This is a genomic window from Gordonia sp. 11cp (assembly GCF_057767225.1).
Window position 1 is genome coordinate 1,966,918 of sequence record NZ_CM173437.1, and the last position, 18,184, is coordinate 1,985,101.

At 68.2% G+C, this 18,184-nt stretch carries 14 protein-coding genes; 11 read left to right on the forward strand and 3 right to left on the reverse strand.

Translation table 11 applies throughout. From position 1 onward, the window contains the following. Positions 1-66: 66 nt before the first annotated feature. The 3 genes from AC3B6C_RS08715 to AC3B6C_RS08725 are packed head-to-tail and all read right to left on the reverse strand — an operon-like array spanning position 67 to position 2,575. The gene (locus tag AC3B6C_RS08715; RefSeq protein WP_488375705.1) at positions 67-849 is read right to left on the reverse strand and encodes a PIG-L deacetylase family protein; all 783 of its coding nucleotides are present in this window, start codon (positions 847-849) and stop codon (positions 67-69) included. After that, complete coding sequence (locus tag AC3B6C_RS08720; RefSeq protein WP_488375706.1) at positions 846-1,796, reverse strand: acyl-CoA dehydrogenase family protein; 951 nt, start codon at positions 1,794-1,796, stop codon at positions 846-848. The genes AC3B6C_RS08715 and AC3B6C_RS08720 overlap by 4 nt, the downstream gene beginning before the upstream one ends. After that, positions 1,793-2,575: a glycosyltransferase family 2 protein gene (locus AC3B6C_RS08725; protein ID WP_488375707.1), complete on the reverse strand. Its 783-nt coding sequence runs from the start codon at positions 2,573-2,575 to the stop codon at positions 1,793-1,795. The genes AC3B6C_RS08720 and AC3B6C_RS08725 overlap by 4 nt, the downstream gene beginning before the upstream one ends. Before the next feature lie 135 nt (positions 2,576-2,710). Between AC3B6C_RS08725 and glf the strand changes: the two genes are divergently transcribed. From glf to fadD32, 11 genes are all read left to right on the forward strand, one after another. Then, positions 2,711-3,919 (forward strand): UDP-galactopyranose mutase, encoded by a 1,209-nt coding sequence (gene glf / locus AC3B6C_RS08730; RefSeq protein ID WP_010844445.1) that lies wholly within the window; start codon positions 2,711-2,713, stop codon positions 3,917-3,919. Beyond that, positions 3,920-5,863, forward strand: coding sequence for a glycosyltransferase (locus tag AC3B6C_RS08735; RefSeq protein ID WP_010844446.1), 1,944 nt, complete (start codon positions 3,920-3,922; stop codon positions 5,861-5,863). It abuts the gene before it with no gap. Next, complete coding sequence (locus AC3B6C_RS08740) at positions 5,844-6,602, forward strand: phosphatase PAP2 family protein (protein WP_035718150.1); 759 nt, start codon at positions 5,844-5,846, stop codon at positions 6,600-6,602. Before AC3B6C_RS08735 ends, AC3B6C_RS08740 begins: the two co-directional genes overlap by 20 nt. Then, positions 6,599-7,519, forward strand: a complete 921-nt coding sequence (locus AC3B6C_RS08745) for a decaprenyl-phosphate phosphoribosyltransferase (RefSeq protein ID WP_488375708.1) — start codon at positions 6,599-6,601, stop codon at positions 7,517-7,519. Before AC3B6C_RS08740 ends, AC3B6C_RS08745 begins: the two co-directional genes overlap by 4 nt. Beyond that, positions 7,506-9,635 (forward strand): arabinofuranosyltransferase AftB family protein, encoded by a 2,130-nt coding sequence (locus AC3B6C_RS08750; RefSeq protein WP_488375709.1) that lies wholly within the window; start codon positions 7,506-7,508, stop codon positions 9,633-9,635. Before AC3B6C_RS08745 ends, AC3B6C_RS08750 begins: the two co-directional genes overlap by 14 nt. 370 nt (positions 9,636-10,005) lie before the next feature. Continuing rightward, positions 10,006-10,995, forward strand: coding sequence for an alpha/beta hydrolase (locus tag AC3B6C_RS08755; RefSeq protein WP_004021369.1), 990 nt, complete (start codon positions 10,006-10,008; stop codon positions 10,993-10,995). A gap of 426 nt (positions 10,996-11,421) precedes the next feature. Beyond that, positions 11,422-12,927 carry an alpha/beta hydrolase-fold protein gene (locus AC3B6C_RS08760; protein ID WP_488375710.1) on the forward strand — a complete coding sequence of 502 codons (1,506 nt, stop codon included), beginning with the start codon at positions 11,422-11,424 and terminating at the stop codon, positions 12,925-12,927. Between the two features lie 299 nt (positions 12,928-13,226). Next, a complete protein-coding gene (locus tag AC3B6C_RS08765; protein ID WP_014924965.1) occupies positions 13,227-13,763 on the forward strand; it encodes a DUF732 domain-containing protein in 537 nt (178 codons plus the stop codon). Between the two features lies 1 nt (position 13,764). Further along, positions 13,765-14,778, forward strand: coding sequence for a cutinase family protein (locus tag AC3B6C_RS08770; protein ID WP_010844855.1), 1,014 nt, complete (start codon positions 13,765-13,767; stop codon positions 14,776-14,778). Positions 14,779-15,013: 235 nt separating this feature from the next. Beyond that, a complete protein-coding gene (locus tag AC3B6C_RS08775; protein ID WP_014924966.1) occupies positions 15,014-16,024 on the forward strand; it encodes an LLM class F420-dependent oxidoreductase in 1,011 nt (336 codons plus the stop codon). A 257-nt stretch (positions 16,025-16,281) separates the two neighbouring features. Further along, entirely contained in the window at positions 16,282-18,183 is a 1,902-nt protein-coding gene (gene fadD32, locus AC3B6C_RS08780; RefSeq protein WP_010844857.1) for a long-chain-fatty-acid--AMP ligase FadD32, read from the forward strand. The last annotated feature ends 1 nt before the right edge of the window (position 18,184 follow it).

An 18,184-nucleotide genomic window follows, 5' to 3' on the forward strand; every position in this document is an offset into this window, starting at 1 on the left:
TTTCTCGCCCGTTCTGTTCTCGCCCGGTCGCGCTGCCGGGCCCGCGCCTGTTCGGCGATGTCCCGGTCACCCGAAGACGAACTCCCGGTCGCGGAGCAGCCGGTCCAGGATGTGCGGTCCGAGTACGGCGGCGTCCTCGGGCGCCGGTGACAGCGGATGGATCTGGGTCTCGAAGGCCTGCACGGCCGCGCGTTTGGCGGCCGCAACGTCGTCGTCGAGGACAAGGGTCCGCAGCCGCTCCCACGGGATCTCCGGGTCGTCGGGTTTCGCCCAGTGCCACATCCAGATCGGGTACATCCAGACCGGGACACCGAGCCGAGCGCCGACGCGTCGGGCGCATCGCCCGACGGCCTCGTGGTCGGGATGACCGTCGTGCGCCCACACGGCCAGCAGTGCTGTCGGGATGTCGGGGGTCTCCGTGAGCGTCGCGTCGACGATCGCCTCGATCTCGTCCTCACGGCTCGCGAGGGTGCCGTCGCCGAGCCCGCACCATCGCGTCGGACCGAGTCCCAGGATCGCGGTCGCGGCGTCCACCTCGGCGTGACGACGTACTGCCAGCTCGGCGGGGGACAGGGTGGGCGAACCCGGGTGCGACGCAGAGCCGTCGGAGAGACAGACCGCGACGACCTCGACACCCCGCCGGTGGGCGGACGCCATCACGCCGCCGACGCCGAGGATCTCGTCGTCGGGGTGGGCCGCCAGGACGACGAGCCGACGGACGTCCGGCTCGAAGTCGGGCCACGGTCCACGCGCGGCGAACCACTCCTGCCACTCCGATTCCGGGGTGCCGTCTGCCGACGTCGGGGTGGATCCGAAGCGTCGGGTCGACATGGGATCGTCGGTCGTCACGACGGCTCCGGTCCCGGACCGGGGATGCGTCCCCTGGTCAGTCCGCCGAGTACCGCGAGGTCACGGTCCGCGTGGGACTGCCTGATGTAGACGACGAGATCGGCGACCGCCTGCGCGTGGTCGGGGTCGGCGGCGAGCGGGCCGGGGCCCAGCGCGCGACCCACCCGGTCGATCACCGCGGTCGCGATCTGTTCGACGGACCAGCGCACGGCGAAGGCGAGTCGCTTCGACGGCCCGGTCGGGGCGGCGTCGATCTCGCGAGCCGCGGTCTGGAGATGCGCCCACCCGGATGCGAGAAGGGCGTCGACGGCGCCGACGTGCATGCGGAGCAGCGGGTCGTCGGTGCGGGAACCGGCGCGGTAGAGCGGTGCCGCGACCTTGCGGGCCCCGCCGAACCAGCATGCGGCGACCCCGATCCCGCCGTGCCAGAATCCGGGCCGATCGAGATAGTCGCCGGGTTCGCCGATGGCGTCGGCGGGCACTGCGTCGAAGGTCACGGTCCCGGTGTCGGTGTCGCGCATACCCGTGTTGGCCCACCCCGAGCTGTCCGCGGACACCCCCGGGCGGCCGAGGTCGACGGCGAACAGCCGATTGCCGGCCTCGGTGTGTGCGGTGACCAGCGCGTGGGTGCAGGAGGTGGCTCCGGAGCACCACTCCTTGACCCCGCTCAGTTCCCAGCCCGGTGCGCCGGGCCGGGCGTCGACGCGGGTGCCGCGCGGCTCGGCGGCCCACACACCCCAGAACTCGCCCGGAGCGGTTCCACCGCCGCAGATCTCCGCGAGGATGGCGTCGGCGTCGGCGTGCGCCTCCAGGAGCCGGCCCGTGCTGATGTCGTCGGAGCAGGCACGGACCAGGGTGGCGAACCGGTCGAGGGTGCGTCCCTCACCCGGGCGGGGGAGCGCGACGGACGGATCGTCGAGGAGTGCCCGTGCCCGTGCGGGCGTCACCCGGCCACCTCGTCGGCCTGGTTCCCGGCGAGGTGCCGCAGGTAGCCGGCGAATCCGTGGCGTGCCCGACCGTCGCACCGCGTCGACGTGCGGACCGGGGCGTGAGCGCCCCGTTCGATGACCGCCCCCGCTGCGTGCAACCGGTCGACGAGATCGACGTCCTCGTCGGCGTCGAGCGCCGAGAACCCGCCGACTTCGTCGTACACCGAGGCCCGGACGCCGAGATTGGCGCCGTGGACGTGGCCGTGTCCGCGATTGGCGTCGTACTCCCGCAGGTACCTCGCGCCGGTCCCCGCCGGCCACCCGTCGAAACCGTCGGGGACCACGGTGCCCACATATGCGTCCGCACCGGCATCCGCTGCGGCGAGGTGTTCGACGAGCCAATCGCGTGGAACCGTCGAATCGGCATCGGTGGTGGCGAACCAGGTGGTGTGCGACCGGGTCGCCGGGGAGTCCGCCGCCGCGAAGCCGGCTCGACGAGCCGCCCCGACACTCCGCACGTCGACGATGACGATCGACACACCTGCCGTGAGCAGCGTCGCGGAGTCGTCGTCGCAGGCGTCGAGCACCACGACCACCTCCACCGGGATCTCCACCGCCGTCGCCGCGCCCTCGAGAGCGTCGAGGCACGCGGGAAGACGTTCGGCCTCGTTGTGGACGGGCACCACGACGACGATGCGCTCGACCGCGTGCGGAGGGGCGTCGGTCTGTTCCCCGGGGGGCCGCGAGAGGGCGGCGGGCGCCCCGTCGTCGGGCGGTCGAACGAACAGCGGCGTCACTCATACCCCGAACTACTCACAGGAGAAGGTACGGGCCCGGGGGCTACAGGCCGATGATCGAAACATTACCCGGCTTCCGTGCCAGGCCACGTGGCTCGGAGATTCCTCAGGAAGGGTCCGTTACCCTGAGGACCCGTGGCAACCAGTAGCACTTATGACCTGATCGTCGTCGGCTCCGGATTCTTCGGCCTCACCGTCGCCGAACGGGCCGCGACGCAGCTGGGCAAACGGGTCCTCGTGCTGGACCGACGCGAGCATCTCGGCGGCAACGCGTACTCCGAACCCGAACCTACGACCGGTATCGAGATCCACAAGTACGGGGCGCACCTGTTCCACACGTCCAACGAGCGGGTGTGGGAGTACGTCAACCAGTTCACCGACTTCACGAACTACCAGCACCGCGTGTTCGCACTGCACAACGGACAGGCCTATCAGTTCCCGATGGGTCTGGGACTGGTCAGCCAGTTCTTCGGCCGGTACTTCAGCCCCGACGAGGCGCGGAAGCTGATCGCCGAGCAGGCCAGCGAGATCGACACCGCTGAGGCGCGCAACCTCGAGGAGAAGGCGATCAGCCTGATCGGCCGCCCGCTGTACGAGGCCTTCATCAAGCACTACACCGCCAAGCAGTGGCAGACCGACCCCAAGGAGTTGCCCGCGGGCAACATCACTCGACTGCCGGTCCGCTACACCTTCGACAACCGGTACTTCAACGACACGTACGAAGGTCTCCCGGTCGACGGTTACACCGCATGGCTCGAGAACATGGCGTCCGACGACCGCATCGAGGTGCGCCTGTCCACCGACTGGTTCGATGTGCGTGATCAGTTGCGCGCCGACAGTCCCGACGCCCCGATCGTCTACACCGGCCCCGTGGACCGCTACTTCGAGTACTCGGCGGGCCGACTCGGCTGGCGCACACTCGATTTCGAGACCGAGGTGCTCGACACCGGCGACTTCCAGGGCACCCCGGTGATGAACTACAACGACGCCGATGTCCCGTTCACCCGTATCCACGAGTTCCGGCATTTCCACCCCGAACGGGATTCCTACCCCGATGACAAGACGGTCATCATGCGGGAATTCAGTAGATTCGCCGAGAACGACGACGAGCCGTACTACCCGATCAACACCCCGGAGGACCGGGCGATGCTGACCGCCTACCGGGAACTCGCGCGCACCGAGACCGCCAGCGCCGGCGTGCTGTTCGGCGGCCGCCTCGGAACCTATCAGTACCTCGACATGCACATGGCGATCGCGAGCGCGCTCACCATGTTCGACAACACCCTGGCACCGCATCTGCGTGATGGTGCGCCGCTGGTGGCCGATCCCGCAGGAGCCGAATAGATGACGGTGACTCCCGTGAACCAGTCCGACATCCCCGACGCGGGCGTCGGACCGTCGAAAGCGAAATCCCTTCTGCAGCGGGTGATCTTCCCGCGTGCCGGGGAGCCGCTCGACGTCCGTTCGCTCTATGTCGTCGAGTCCGACAGCAACAACCGCCGGGCGCACGCGCCGAGCCGGACCTCGGTGCTCCTCGGCGCCGAGTCCGAGGTGAGCTTCGAAACCTACTTCAACGCGTTCGCCGCGGCCTACTGGCGTCGCTGGAGCATCCTCGACTCGGTGGTGCTGCGGGTCGAGGTGATCGGCACCTGCCGTGTCGACCTGTACCGGTCGAAGATCGACGGGTCGCGGATCGGGATCGGCGGTGACCTCGTCGACACCGACGAAACCGGCCGCGGCGTGGTCGAATTCGAACTCGATCTCGGTCCCTTCGAGGACGGCGGCTGGATCTGGTTCGACGTCACCACCGACACCGAGACCGAGATCGTCTCCGCCGGTTGGTATGCGTCCGTCGAGGCGCCGACCCCGGACGCGGAGACCAAGCGCGTCACGGTCGGGATCCCGACGTTCAATCGCCCCACCGACGCGGTGAACGCGTTGGCCGCGTTGACCTCCGACCCGATGGTCGACGAGGTGATCGACGCGGTGATGATGCCCGACCAGGGTACGAAGAAGGTCGTCGACGAACCCGGTTACACCGAGGCCGCCGCGGCTCTCGGCGACCGCCTGCACATCTTCGACCAGGGCAACCTCGGCGGTTCGGGCGGGTACGCGCGCATCATGTACGAGGCGCTGCGGCTCACCGACTCGCCCTACGTGCTCTACATGGACGACGACATCGCGATCGAGCCCGACTCGATCCTGCGCGCGCTGGCCATGTCGCGATTCGCCAAGGCGCCCATGCTCGTCGGCGGCCAGATGCTCAACCTGCAGGACCGCAGTCACCTGCACTGCATGGGTGAGGTGATCCGCCGCGACACCTTCATGTGGACCGCGGCGCCCTTCGTCGAATACGACCACAACTTCTCCAAGTACCCGCTGCGTGACCGCGAGAACTCGAAGAACCTGCACCGGCGCATCGACGTCGAGGGCAACGGCTGGTGGATGTGCATGATCCCGCGCGAGTGTGCGGAGCAGATCGGTCTGCCGATGCCGCTGTTCATCAAGTGGGACGACTGGGAGTTCGCGCTGCGCGCGGCCAAGGCCGGTTACCCCACCGCCACCGTGCCGGGAATCGCCATCTGGCACATGGCCTGGAGCGACAAAGACGACGCCATCGACTGGCAGGCGTACTTCCACCTGCGCAACCGGCTCGTCGTCGCGTCGATCCACCATGACGGCCCGATCAAGGGCATCGTCCGGTCGATGACCAAGGCGACCGCCAAACATCTTCTGTGCCTGGAGTACTCCACCGTCGCGATCCAGAACGAGGCGATCCGCGACTTCCTGGCCGGGCCGGATCACATCCGCAGCCTGCTGCCGACCGCGCTGCCGAAGGTCGCGCAGATGCGCAAGCAGTATCCGGATGCGGTGGTCCTGCCATCGGCGACCGAGTTGCCCCGGACCTCGGGCGAGGCAACACATCTGGGCACTTCGATCCCGCTGAACCCCATCAGCAAGATCAAGGCGCTGGCCGGCGCCGTGGTGAACAACGTGCGTCCGGCCGACCCCCGGCATCACGAGGTGCCGCAGGCCAACTTCCCGCCGATCGAGGCGCGGTGGTTCTCGCTCGGGCGTGTCGACGGCGTCACCGTCACGACCGCCGACGGCCGCGGCGTCGTCTATCGGCAGCGCGATCGCGACAAGATGATCGAGCTCGCGCGCGAACACTTCGCCCTCGTGAAGGAACTGCAAGAGAAGTTCCCGGAGATGAAGCAGCAGTACAGGTCTGCGCACCGCGATCTGACATCGAAGGAGAGCTGGGCGGGTGTCTTCGGAATTGAGTAATCCGTTGGACGATGTCGCGGAGACGGGCCGGGTCCCGGCCGACGACATCCCGCGTCCCCTGAGCGGGGAGGAAAAGGCACTCGTCGCCATCCAGGCCGGGATCGGCGCCCGCCCCGGCGTCCGTCCGGCGGCGCGCGGCCTGTCGCACGTCGGCGAGCACGCGCTGGGCTGGCTCGCGATCTCGGGTACCGGCTGGGCGCTGGCCCGCCGCCGCGGTGACGTCCGTGCGCAACAGCTCTGGCTCGAGGCGGGGGTGGGTGCCTTCGGCGCGCACGCCGCGTCGGTGATCATCAAGCGGATCGTGCGGCGTCCGCGGCCCGCCCATCCGGCCATCGCGATCGGGGTGTCGACGCCGAGCAAGCTGAGTTTCCCGTCCTCGCACGCCACCTCGACGACCGCGGCGGCGATCCTCATCGGCCGTGCCGCCGGCTGGGACCCGAAGGTGCTGCCCGCCGTCCTGGTGCCGCCGATGCTCGTGTCCCGACTGGTGCTGGGTGTCCACTACCCGAGTGATGTGACCGCGGGTGCCGCGATCGGTGCCGCGAGCGCAGCGGCGGTCATCGCGGGCGATAAGGTGCTGCTCGAACCCACCCGGAACGACCCGGACCACGGGCGTGCCCGCCGCGCGGCGCGCCTTCTGGCCCGCCTCGGCCTCACGGCCGCGGTACCCGGCGGGCCGCTGCGTCTTGCCGCGTCCCCCGTCATCGCGCGGGTGACACGACACAGGGAGAGTGCATGAGCGAGGAGCCGATCGAGCACGGGAAGGTTCTCGGACCGCCGAAGAACCTGACGTCCGGGCTGATCAAGGCCGTCCGGCCGCGGCAGTGGGTCAAGAACGTCCTGGTGCTCGCCGCTCCGCTCGCCGCGGGCAACATCACCGACGCCTCGGTGCTGGCCTCCGCCGGTATCGCCTTCGTCGCGTTCTGCCTCGCGGCGTCGAGCATCTACCTGGTCAACGACGCGATGGACGTCGAATCCGACCGTAACCACCCGACCAAGCGGTTCCGGCCGATCGCCGCCGGAGTCGTCCCGGTGCGGCTCGCCTACGTCCTGGCCGTCGTCCTGCTCGCCGGCTCGATCGGCATCGCCTTCCTGGCGAACTGGCAGACAGCCGTGGTCATCGCGATCTACCTGGTCATCCAGCTCGGCTACTGCTTCGGCCTGAAGAACCAGGCCGTCATCGACATCTGCATCGTGTCGTCGGGCTTCCTGCTGCGCGCGATCGCCGGCGGCGTCGCGGCCGAGATCGTGCTGTCGCAGTGGTTCCTGCTCGTCATGGCCTTCGGCTCGCTGTTCATGGCGGCCGGCAAGCGCTACGCCGAACTCCAGCTCGCCGAACGCACCGGCGCCAAGATCCGCAAGGCGCTCGAGTACTACACGACCACTTACCTGCGGTTCGTCTGGACGCTGTCGGCGACCGCGGTCGTGATCTTCTACGGCCTCTGGGCTTTCGACAAAGGCTCCGACCACGACACCAACGTCGCGTACGCCATCTCGATGGTGCCGTTCACGGTGGCCATCCTGCGCTACGCCGTCGATGTCGACGGCGGCGCCGCGGGTGAGCCCGAGGAGATCGCACTGGGCGATCGTGTCCTGCAGCTGCTCGCCCTGGCGTGGCTGGTGTGTGTGGGTGTCGCGGTCTATGCAGTCAGTTGATGGATCGCCAACCGGTTTCCGGGCGCTGAGCACCGGCCGCAACAAGGTTGCGGCCGTCAGTTTCGTCGTGGGGGCAGTCGTCGTCACCACCTTCTTCGCGATCGGCGCGTGGCAGCGCCGATGGATCGCCGACGACGGGCTCATCGTCCTGCGCACGCTCCGCAACCTCTTCGCCGGCAACGGTCCGGTCTTCAACGTCGGCGAGCGCGTCGAGGCCAACACCTCGACCGCCTGGACCTACCTGCTCTGGTTCTGGGGGTGGATCACCGACGGGCAGCTCGAGTACGTCGCGCTCTGGGTGGCGCTGGTGTGCTCGGTCGCCGCGATCCCGATCGCGATGTACGGCAGCGCGCGTCTGTTCGGGACTCGCGTCGGCGGGCTCACCGGCGACGGCTGGACCCTGCTGCTGCCGTTCGGAGCGGTCATCTACATCGCCATCCCGCCCGCCCGCGACTTCGCGACCAGCGGACTGGAGAACGGCCTCTGCATCTTCTGGGCGGCGCTGCTGTGGTGTCAGCTCGTCGCGTGGGCCCGGCGCGGCCCGCACACCAGCCGTGGGGGCGGTGCGGTGCAGACGAGCCGCAGGAGCGCGGCGGCCACTCTCGCGCTGGCCTTCACCGCGGGACTCGCCCCCTTGATCCGACCCGAACTGGCGGTACTCGGCGGCCTGGTCCTGTTGCTGGTGTTCTTTGCGCCGCTCGGCTGGAAGATGCGACTGGGTGTCGTCGTGCTCGCGGGCGCCCTGCCGGTCGGTTACCAGATCTTCCGCATGGGCTACTACGCCCTGCTGGTTCCCAATCCCGCGGTCGCGAAAGACGCCAGCGGCGCCAAGTGGGATCAGGGCTTCGCGTATCTGACCAACCTCTTCGGCCCCTACGTGCTGGTGCTGCCTGCCGTGCTCGTGGCGCTGGCGGGCGTGGTGCTGGTCGTCGGCGGCCGGATGCGGACCACGAGCTCCGACGCCCCGGTCGCCGAGGCGACCACGGACAGGGCCGACGCCGCTGATGCCGACGCGACGCCGTCGTGGTCGTCGCGTCTCGCCGGATGGTCGCGGCGGCTGCAGTCCTCGACCGCGGTGGTGACCGTCGTGGTGCTCGCCGGCATCGTGCTGATCGTCTACTGGACGCGTCAGGGCGGCGACTTCATGCACGGGCGGGTGCTGCTGGTTCCGGTCTTCGTCACCCTGCTTCCGCTGATGGTCGTGCCGGTGACGATTCCCGCGCACGTCGGCGCGGCGTTCCGTCGTCGGTCGCTGAAGGACTCCGACTCGGTGATCTCCGATCCCGTCGGCGACGATCCGGACCTCGGCCCCGTCCCTGAGCCGGCCGCACCCGGGCCGGCGGATCGTCGTCGCGCGCGGGCCCAGCTCGTCGGCGCGGTGGCGATGAGCGGCATGTGGATCACCGTCGTCGTGTGGGCGGTCGCCACGCACGCCAACGTCCTGCCGAACGCCGGCATCGACATCGGCCGCAGCGGCATCGTCGACGAGCGTCGCTTCTACGTCACCAACATGGGCAACGAGAATCCGGTGACCGCCGAGGACTACCTCGACTATCCGCGGATGAGCGCGATGGTCGAGAAGATCGACGAGTACCGCGAGGACGGCGGCGTCATCCTGCCGTCGTTCAACTACGACGAGTGGTACGTGGCGCAGCTGCCTCCGGTCATGCCGAAGGGCGCCGAGCGGCAGGTGACCGTCTATTTCCTCAATCTGGGAATGACGAGCATGAACGCACCGCTGGATGTGCGCGTCATCGATCAGATGGGTCTGGCGTACCCGCTCGCCGCGCACACCGAGCGCCTCGAGGACGGCCGCATCGGGCACGACAAGATCCTGCCGAGCGAATGGGTCGTCGCCGAGGCCGGCGCGTTCCCGCGGCGTCCGGTGCTGCCCGGGTATCTCGACGAGGACCTGGTCCGACAGGCCCAGGTCGCCCTGCAGTGCCCGGAGACCAAGGACCGGTTCGCCTCGTTCGAGGCCCCGTGGTCCTTCGATCGCTTCAAGCACAACCTGCGTCAGGCGTTCACCTTCAACAGTTATCGAATCCAGCGCGAGCCGGAGTACGAGATCCAGCGCTGCGGCCTGGAGATGCCCCCGCCGGTGAACCCGCGCTGAGCGTCGCCCACCCCAGTACACGACACCAAGAGAACGTATAGAAAACGCGGGGTCGAACCTGTGGAGTTGCCGCGGAACATCTCGGATCGGTAACGTCCCCGTGGGCGCGGCCGATAGAAAGGTCGTGACGGAGGCGTTCTGAACTGCTGGGACGCCGAAGTGACGGGGGTTGTGATCGCTATCACATGGTTTGTCACGTTCGGGGGCATCGAATAGGCTCGCCGACGGTGAATCGCATGCGAGAACGACTCGTGAACGACGTCGCGCCGCGCAATGAGCCGGGGGACGACAAATGTGTGACGCACAAGGATCGGTCGGCCGCTAGGGACTACGAGTTCCGGTCGATCGGCTGAAGAGGGAGATTCTGTACATGCGTGAAGCTGCCACCGAGGCGCCGAGGCCTGCGCGCAACCGGATGAGCAACCGGTTGATCGCCGCATTCGTCGCCATCCTGACAGTCGTGGGACTGACCGGTGTCGTCGCCGGCCAGGCCAACGCCCGGATCGGCGGAACGCAGGTCGGCAAGCAGGAGTTCTGGGTCAACGGCTGCGGGATGCCGAACGTCAAGGTCCGCGCCTGGAAGAAGCCCGGCAACTACAAGACCGTCATCCTTCTCGACGGCATGCGCGCCCAGTACGACTACAGCGGCTGGGAGATCAACACCAACGTCCAGGAGATGGTGAAGTCCGGCGTCAACGTCGTCGAGCCCATCGGTGGACCCGCGAGCTTCTACACGGACTGGGATGCGCCCAGCAACTTCAACCGGCAGCCCTACCGGTACCGCTGGAACTGCGTCATCAGCCGGACCCTGATCAGCGCGCTCGACGCCCGCGGCTTCCGCGTCGGACCGTCGAAGCGCTACGCCATCATGGGCCTGTCGATGGGCGGTAACGCCGCGCTCGTCCTCGGCGCCCAGAACCGCCAGCACTTCGACCGCGCCGGCTCGCTCTCGGGCTACAACTTCCTGAGTGCACCCGGCATGCGTACCGCGCTGCGTCTGGCGATGCTCGACGTCGACCCGAAGCCGTGGAACATCGACGCGATGTGGGGCCCGCCGTGGAGCATCCGCTGGTTCCAGAACGATCCCTTCTGGAACATCGGCCTGATGCGCGGCATGAAGGTCTTCGTCGGTTCCGGTAACGGTCTGTTCGGCCGCTACAACGCACTGCCCAACGTGTTCGACGATCTGTTCAAGGGTTCGACCCTCGAGTTGCTCGCGTTCACGCAGTCCAAGGCCTTCGAGGCCGCGGCCTTCGTGCAGGGCGTCCCGCTGATGACCTACTACGCCAACGGCACCCACGCCTGGGGCTACTGGCAGGACATGATCTGGAACGCCAAGAACCGCGGATTCTTCCGCTGATCTGACATCGCCGGTCCTCCGGCTGTACGACGCCCCGCCCGGGTTTCCGGGCGGGGCGTCGTCGTGTTGTGGGGTCCTGCCTGAACCCGCCCCTGAAAACGACCCTCCAGGGGAGTCCCGGCATCACATGGTCGCTGCTCCCCCGCTGGAGGGTGGTTTCCAGGGCCGCTTTGCGGGCAGCGGCGGCTGCCACGCGCCGGCCCCCTTCGTGACGCGCCCTCCGCAAGCTCCGGGCGCTCCTCAGGGAGCAGGGCGAGATATCAACTGTCACACAAATCCCACGTGTCACAGCGTGGCGTGCGGACAGGGGTGCGTTCGGACGTGTAAGAAACTCCTGAGGCGTTTGATTCTGGAGAGGCGCGTGTGACTGAGGGGAATCAGTTGCGACGCTGCCGGCGCACAGGGGCGAAGGAGTTCTGGAGAGTGATGCGGCGAAACAGTGGTACAGACAAGGTCGACGCGCGACCGGCCGAGGCGGGGCAGGCCGACGTGCGTTCGGCCCGTCGTCGGTCGACCCTTCGTCCGGTGAAGGCCGCCGTGGTCGCGCTGGTGACGGCGGCCGTGCTCGTGGTCGGAAACGGTCTCGCCGGTGCCGAACCCGCGCCGGCCCCGCCGGCCCCCGCAGCACCGCCGGCCGCGCCCGCGCCACCCGCCTCGCCGAGCGCGCCGTCGCCCGCACCGGCCTCGGTGCCGGCCGCCCAGCCGGCGAAGGTGACCAACACCTACTGGTACACCGACCGGCGTGTGGCCCTGTGGGTCTACTCCCCGGCGATGAACACGAACATCCAGGTGCAGATCCTGCTGGCACGCGACTGGCACGCGAAGCCGAAGGAGAAGTTCCCGCAGCTGACGATGCTCGACGGACTGCGCGCGCAGGACGATCAGAGCGGCTGGATCATCAACACCAAGATCGTCGACTTCTACAAGGACAAGAACGTCAACGTCATCCTGCCCATCGGTGGCGAGTCGAGTTTCTACACCGACTGGAAGGAACCAGACCGCGGCAAGAACTACAAGTGGGAGACGTTCCTCATGCGGGAACTGCCGCCCATCCTGGAGAACGACTGGCGCTCCACCGACGTCCGCGGCATCGAGGGGCTGTCGATGGGCGGCTCCGCGGCGATGATGCTGGCCGCACGCAATCCCGGCTTCTACAAGTTCGCGGCGTCGTTCTCGGGAATCCTGCAGCTGAGTTCGTTCGGCATGCCGCAGGCGATCCAGTTCGCGGTGCGCGACGGCGGCGGCTACGACTCGATGAAGATGTTCGGGCCGCCCTCGGATCCGGCCTGGAAGGAACACGATCCGTACCTGCTGGTCGACAAGCTGCAGGGGACGAGTCTCTATGTCTCGTCGGGCAACGGCATGGTGGGTCCCCACGACAAGCCGTCGGACATCCCGATGCTCGCGACCAACTACTCCGGTGTCGGACTCGAGATGCTGAGCCGCGTCACCTCACAGCAGTTCGCGATCCAGCTGAACCGCAAGGGAATTCCCGGTCAGGCGAACTACCGACCGTCGGGCACCCATACCTGGCCGTACTGGGAGTTCGAGATGATCCAGGCCTGGCCGCAGGCCGCCGCCGCACTCGGACTCTCGCGAGATCAGGTCGCGTGCCGGGTCGACGGTGCCTTCCGCAAGGTCTGGGACGCCAGGAAGGCGGACCTCGGTGGCTGCCTCACCCCGTCGTACCCGGTGGCCGGTGGCAAGGCCCAGGACTTCGCCGGGGGACGCATGTTCACCGGCCCGAAGGGACCCAAGATCGTCACCGGTGCGATCGGCGGCGCCTACGTCGCCGCGGGCGGTCCGGCCGGACGCCTCGGCAAGCCGACGACCGACGAACTCCCCACCCGCGACGGCAAGGGCCGCGTGAGCTACTTCGAGCACGGCCGGATCACCTGGACCGCGAAGGACGGCACCAAGGTCCTGAAGTGAGGAGGCCGGCGGAGCGAACCGGGATCCACGGAGCGTGCCGACGGGGGTACCCGTCGGTGCCCCAACCTCGACCCCACGTGTGTACGGCCTGAAACTTCGCTGAGGAATCGGACCGTTTGTGCAGGTGGTGCGAGTGCGGCGGACGGAAGGCCCTCGTACGGGCGGTAGCCTGACGTGGTGTGCGATGCAGGGTACCCCCTGTGTCGCGATCGGCCTCAGGCCGGACGCGTGAGGTGTCGCCGGACAGTACTGCCCGGCGGTGCGCAATCAAGACCCGAAAGGTTCGGCAGGAAGTGGCGATGACAACGAAGTGTGTGCGGCTGGTGCTGGCCGTGACGGGCCTCGCTCTCGCGCTCGGGTCCGTGTCGGCCTGCGCCGACGACTCGACGGCCAGTGCGCCGATCACCAACAACCCGGTCACGACGACGTCGCTCTACTCGGCGGCGGAGTCCTCGACCAGTACGCCGGGTTCCACATCCGAGGAGACCGCTCCCTCCACGCCCGGTGGCACCTCGGAGCTGCCGGCGACCGCGCCGAACCCCAGCACGAAGGTCCCGGCCAGTTTCCCCGGACCCAGCGGCCAGCCGCTCGACGACAAGGCCCGGGCCTACCTCGCCGCACTGAAGCAGCAGGACGTCACGTTCATGGGGGACAACGACAACTCGGTCGCCCTGACCATGGCGAAGTATGTCTGCGGCGCCAAACAGAAGGGCACCGACCCGAGCATGGTGAAGGCCTTCGTCACCGCGTCCGTGGGGCCCGGAGCGGACAACGTAGAAGAAGCGAACGTGAAGGCCGACAAGGTCATTCGCGCAGCAGAACAGCACTACTGCTGACGTGGCCGCCCGTCGAAACGCCGCGGGCCGCACCCGGAAGGGTCCGGTCCGCAGGCTGGGGAAGTTCGCCCTGCTGCTCCTCGCGCTCGCGGTCATCGCGATCGTTCTCATCGTCGTGCTCGTCTTGGTGTGGCTCGCTCCCGGACCCGCGCCGATCGGGCCCGGCGGGCCGTCGACCGCCCCGCCCTCCAGCGAACGACCCGACGCCCAGCCCGCGGACTGCCCCGACGTCCTGACGGTCGTCATCCCCGGGACCTGGGAGTCCAGCGCCGACGACGATCCCTACAAGCCGTCGGCGAATCCGAACTCGCTGATGCTGCGCGTGTCCCGAGCCCTGGCGAACGACTTCGACTCCTCGCGCAGCGAGATCTACACCGTCCCCTACACGGCGCAGTTCCGGAATCCGACGAATCTGGCCGACCGTCAGGTCGACTACAACGTGTCACGCACCCAGGGTTACAAGCGCGCGGCGGGCAAGATCATCTCCACCAACGAGCGCTGCCCCCTGACGGGTTACGTGATCATGGGCTTCAGCCAGGGCGCGGTCATCGCGGGTGATCTCGCGAGCAACATCGGCAACGGCCGGGGTGTGCTCGACGAGGGTGAACAAGATCTGGTGCTCGGTGTCGGACTCATCGCCGACGGCCGTCGCCAGCCGGGTGAACAGAACGACATCGCGCCGAGTCCGAACGGCGTAGGTGCCGAGATCGCGCTCGGCGGGATGGGCAACCTCGTCCCCGGCATCTCGATGACCGGTCCGCGCACCGGCGGATTCGGCGACCTTCGTGACCGGGTCCAATCCATCTGCGCGCCCGGCGATCTCATCTGTGATTCGCCGACGATCGTCAATCCGCTGGCCGCGGTGTCGAAGCTGGCGAACGCGGCGTCGAACCCCATCCACGCGATGTATGCGACGACGCGCTACTGGGAGAACGACGGCCAGACCGCGACCCAGTGGATGTACGACTGGTCCAAGGGCCTCATCCAGGACGCGCCCGCACCCGAGCACAACTGACCTCCTCACGCGAGGCCGGCCGCGCCGATCGGACATGTCCGGCCGGGTGCCGCCGGGCGAGTCCGGTCCGGCCGTCGAACTGACCGGCCGGTAGCCTCGTCTGACGGCGGCGACCGATTCGTTTGGCGGTGCCGTCACGCTGCATTAACGTGTTGGGCTGGCCGAGGAACATCGCGGAACCGGCGGACGCCGCACGCGACCTCACGCAGCCGGCGATCACGATGAGAGGACAGCGATGACGCAACCCCCGAGCGATGCCGGTGGTGCCTCGTCCGGCCTGCGGAAGTTCCGCTTCGGCGCGGGTGGTGAGGGCAACAAGGACGAGGGCGGTGCCCGTAAGTTCGTCAAGCTCGCGCAGACCGCCGAGGAGTACGGCTACGACACCTTCGCGGTGCCCGACCATCTGGGCAACCAGGTCGGTCCGATCGCGGCGCTGGGCGCCCTGACGCAGGCGACGAGCACGATCCGCCTGGCGACCTCGGTGCTCGCCAACGGCTGGCGCCACCCGGCCCTGCTCGCCAAGGAGGCCAACACGATCGACGTCCTGAGCAAGGGGCGGCTCGAGTTGGGCATCGGCGCGGGCTGGATGAAAGAGGAGTTCGACAAGGCCGGCATCGAGTTCGAATCACCCGGCGTGCGTATCCGGCGTCTCGACGAGGCGCTGACGGTCCTCGACGGTCTGATGCGCGGCGAGACGGTGAACTTCGACGGCGAGTTCTACCAGATCAACGGCCTCGAGGGCAGTCCGCGACCGCGGCAGGGGCCGCGTCCGCCGATCGCCGTCGGCGGCGGTGGCCCCAAGATGCTGGCCCTGGCCGCCAAGCACGCCGACATCATCTCCGTCGCTCCGGGTACGACCACCGACGGCAAGATGAAGCTGTCGGACATGACGATCGAGAAGACCGCCGAGCGCGTCGACCGGATCCGTGAGGCCGCCGGCGACCGGTTCGACGATCTGGAGCTGAACTGGACGATCGCTGTAATCGTCATCACCGACGATCGGGTCGCCACCGCCGAGATGGCGCTCAAGGCTCTGGAACAGGGCTATCCGCCCAACATCGCGCACGACACCGAGTTCACCGTCGAGGACGTGCTGACCTCGCCGTACATCGCGATCGGCAGCTTCGAGGAGATCGCGGACCAGATCCGGGAGGTGCGACGCCGCACCACCATGTCCTACGTCGGGGTGTTCCCGACGCAGATGGATGCTTTTGCGCCTGTGCTCGCGCAATTGAAGGGGGAGTAGGATGGCCGACGGTCTCGCGAGTCAACAGCGAGGTGACGGGTCGGTGAACCCGGGGGTGTGCGTCGAGGGGCGACGCGCACCCATGCGAAACCGAGCATGACGAACGCGAGTTTTTCGTTGGGTAACTGGACGTGCGCTACCGTATCCCGCGGTCGGCACAGGGCGTGGACGGCAGGACTGCGTGGTGGCGTCGCCAACACCTCGCCGGAGATCTGCGCCCGCGTGGGGGAGTCCACGAGGGGGCACAGGAGTAATGAATGCTGAGTACTGAACTCGAAGACTTCATCGACGAGACCGGGAACATCTCTTTCACCGAGGAAGCGACGCTGGTCGACTACGTCGAGCAGAACGTCCGTGAGCAGGCCGACACGCTGGCCTACCGGTTCATCGATTACAGCCGCGAGCGCGACGGCGAGCCCCAGGACCTGACGTGGGCGCAGTTCGGTAAGCGGTTGCGTGCGGTTGCGGCACGTCTGCAGCAGGTCACGAAGCCGGGCGACCGTGTGGCGATCCTCGCGCCCCAGTCGCTGGAGTACGTGATCGGGTTCTTCGCGGCGCTCTATGCCAGCAACGTCGCCGTGCCGCTGTTCTCCCCCGACGAGCCCGGCCACACCGATCGGCTGCACGCGGTCCTCGAGGACTGCAAGCCCACGGCCATCCTGACGTCGACGAAGTCCGCCGAGGCGGTGCGCGATTTCTTCGCGCCGCTGCCGGCCAAGGAGCGTCCGCGCGTCATCGCCGTCGACGCCGTGCCGGATTCGGTGGGGTCCAGCTGGGTCGCGCCGGTCGCCGGTCGGGACCACAACAAGGACACCGTGGCCTACCTGCAGTACACCTCGGGTTCGACGCGGGTCCCCGCCGGTGTGGAGATCACCTACCAGGCTGTGGCCGCGAACGTGCTGCAGATCTCCGACACCATCGGCATCGACAAGAAGGCCCGCGGCGTCACCTGGCTGCCGATGTTCCACGACATGGGTCTGCTCACCGTGATCCTGCCCGCCCTCGGTGGCCGCTACATCACGATCATGAGCCCGCAGGCGTTCGTGCGCCGTCCGGGCCGCTGGATCAAGGAGCTCGCCGCGGCCGCCGACGGCGCCGAGACCTTTGCCGCCGCTCCCAACTTCGCCTTCGAACACGCCGCCGCGCGCGGTCTGCCGAAGGAGGGCGAAGAGCTGGATCTCTCGAATGTCATCGGGCTCATCAACGGTTCCGAGCCGGTGACCGTCAGTTCGATGAAGAAGTTCAACGAGGCGTTCGCGCCGTACGGGCTGCCGAAGACGGCGATCAAGCCGTGCTACGGCATGGCCGAGGCGACGCTGTTCGTGTCCGCGACCCAGCGCGAGAACGAGGCGAAGATCGTCTACGTCGACCGCGACGACCTCAACGCCGGCAGCTTCACCCTCGTCGACGCCGACGCCCCCAACGCGGTCGCGCAGGTCTCCTGCGGACAGGTCGCGGTGAGCCAGTGGGCGACCATCGTCGACTCCGAGACCGCGACCGAACAGCCCGACGGTCACGTCGGGGAGATCTGGCTCCACGGCCTCAACATCGGCGCCGGCTACTGGAACAAGCCGGAGGAGACCGAGGAGACCTTCCACAACAAGCTGGTCACCCCGCTCCCGGAGAACAGCCACGCCGAGGGTGCGCCCGCGGACGCGATCTGGATGCGGACCGGCGACTTCGGGGTCTGGCTCGACGGCGAGCTGTACATCACCGGGCGTGTCAAGGACCTGGTGATCGTCGACGGCCGTAACCATTACCCGCAGGACCTCGAGTACAGCGCGCAGGAAGCCAGCGACGCGCTGCGCCCCGGCTTCGTCGCCGCGTTCTCGGTACCGGCCAACCAGTTGCCCGGCGAGGTCTTCGAGTTCGCGGGCAGCGGCTTGAAGCCCGACGCCGACGACGCGTCCGAGCAGCTGGTCATCGTCGCCGAGCGCGGACCCGGCCGCAAGGCCGACCCGCAGGAGGTCGCCGACACCGTGCGCGCCGCGGTCGCACAGCGCCATGGCGTGATGGTTCGCGACGTCCTGTTGGTGCCGGCCGGCTCGATCCCGCGCACGTCGTCGGGCAAGATCGCGCGCCGTGCGACACGTGCGGCCTACATCGACGGCAGCCTCCGAGGCGGCTACAAGCAGACGGCGTTCCCGGACGCCGAGTAGC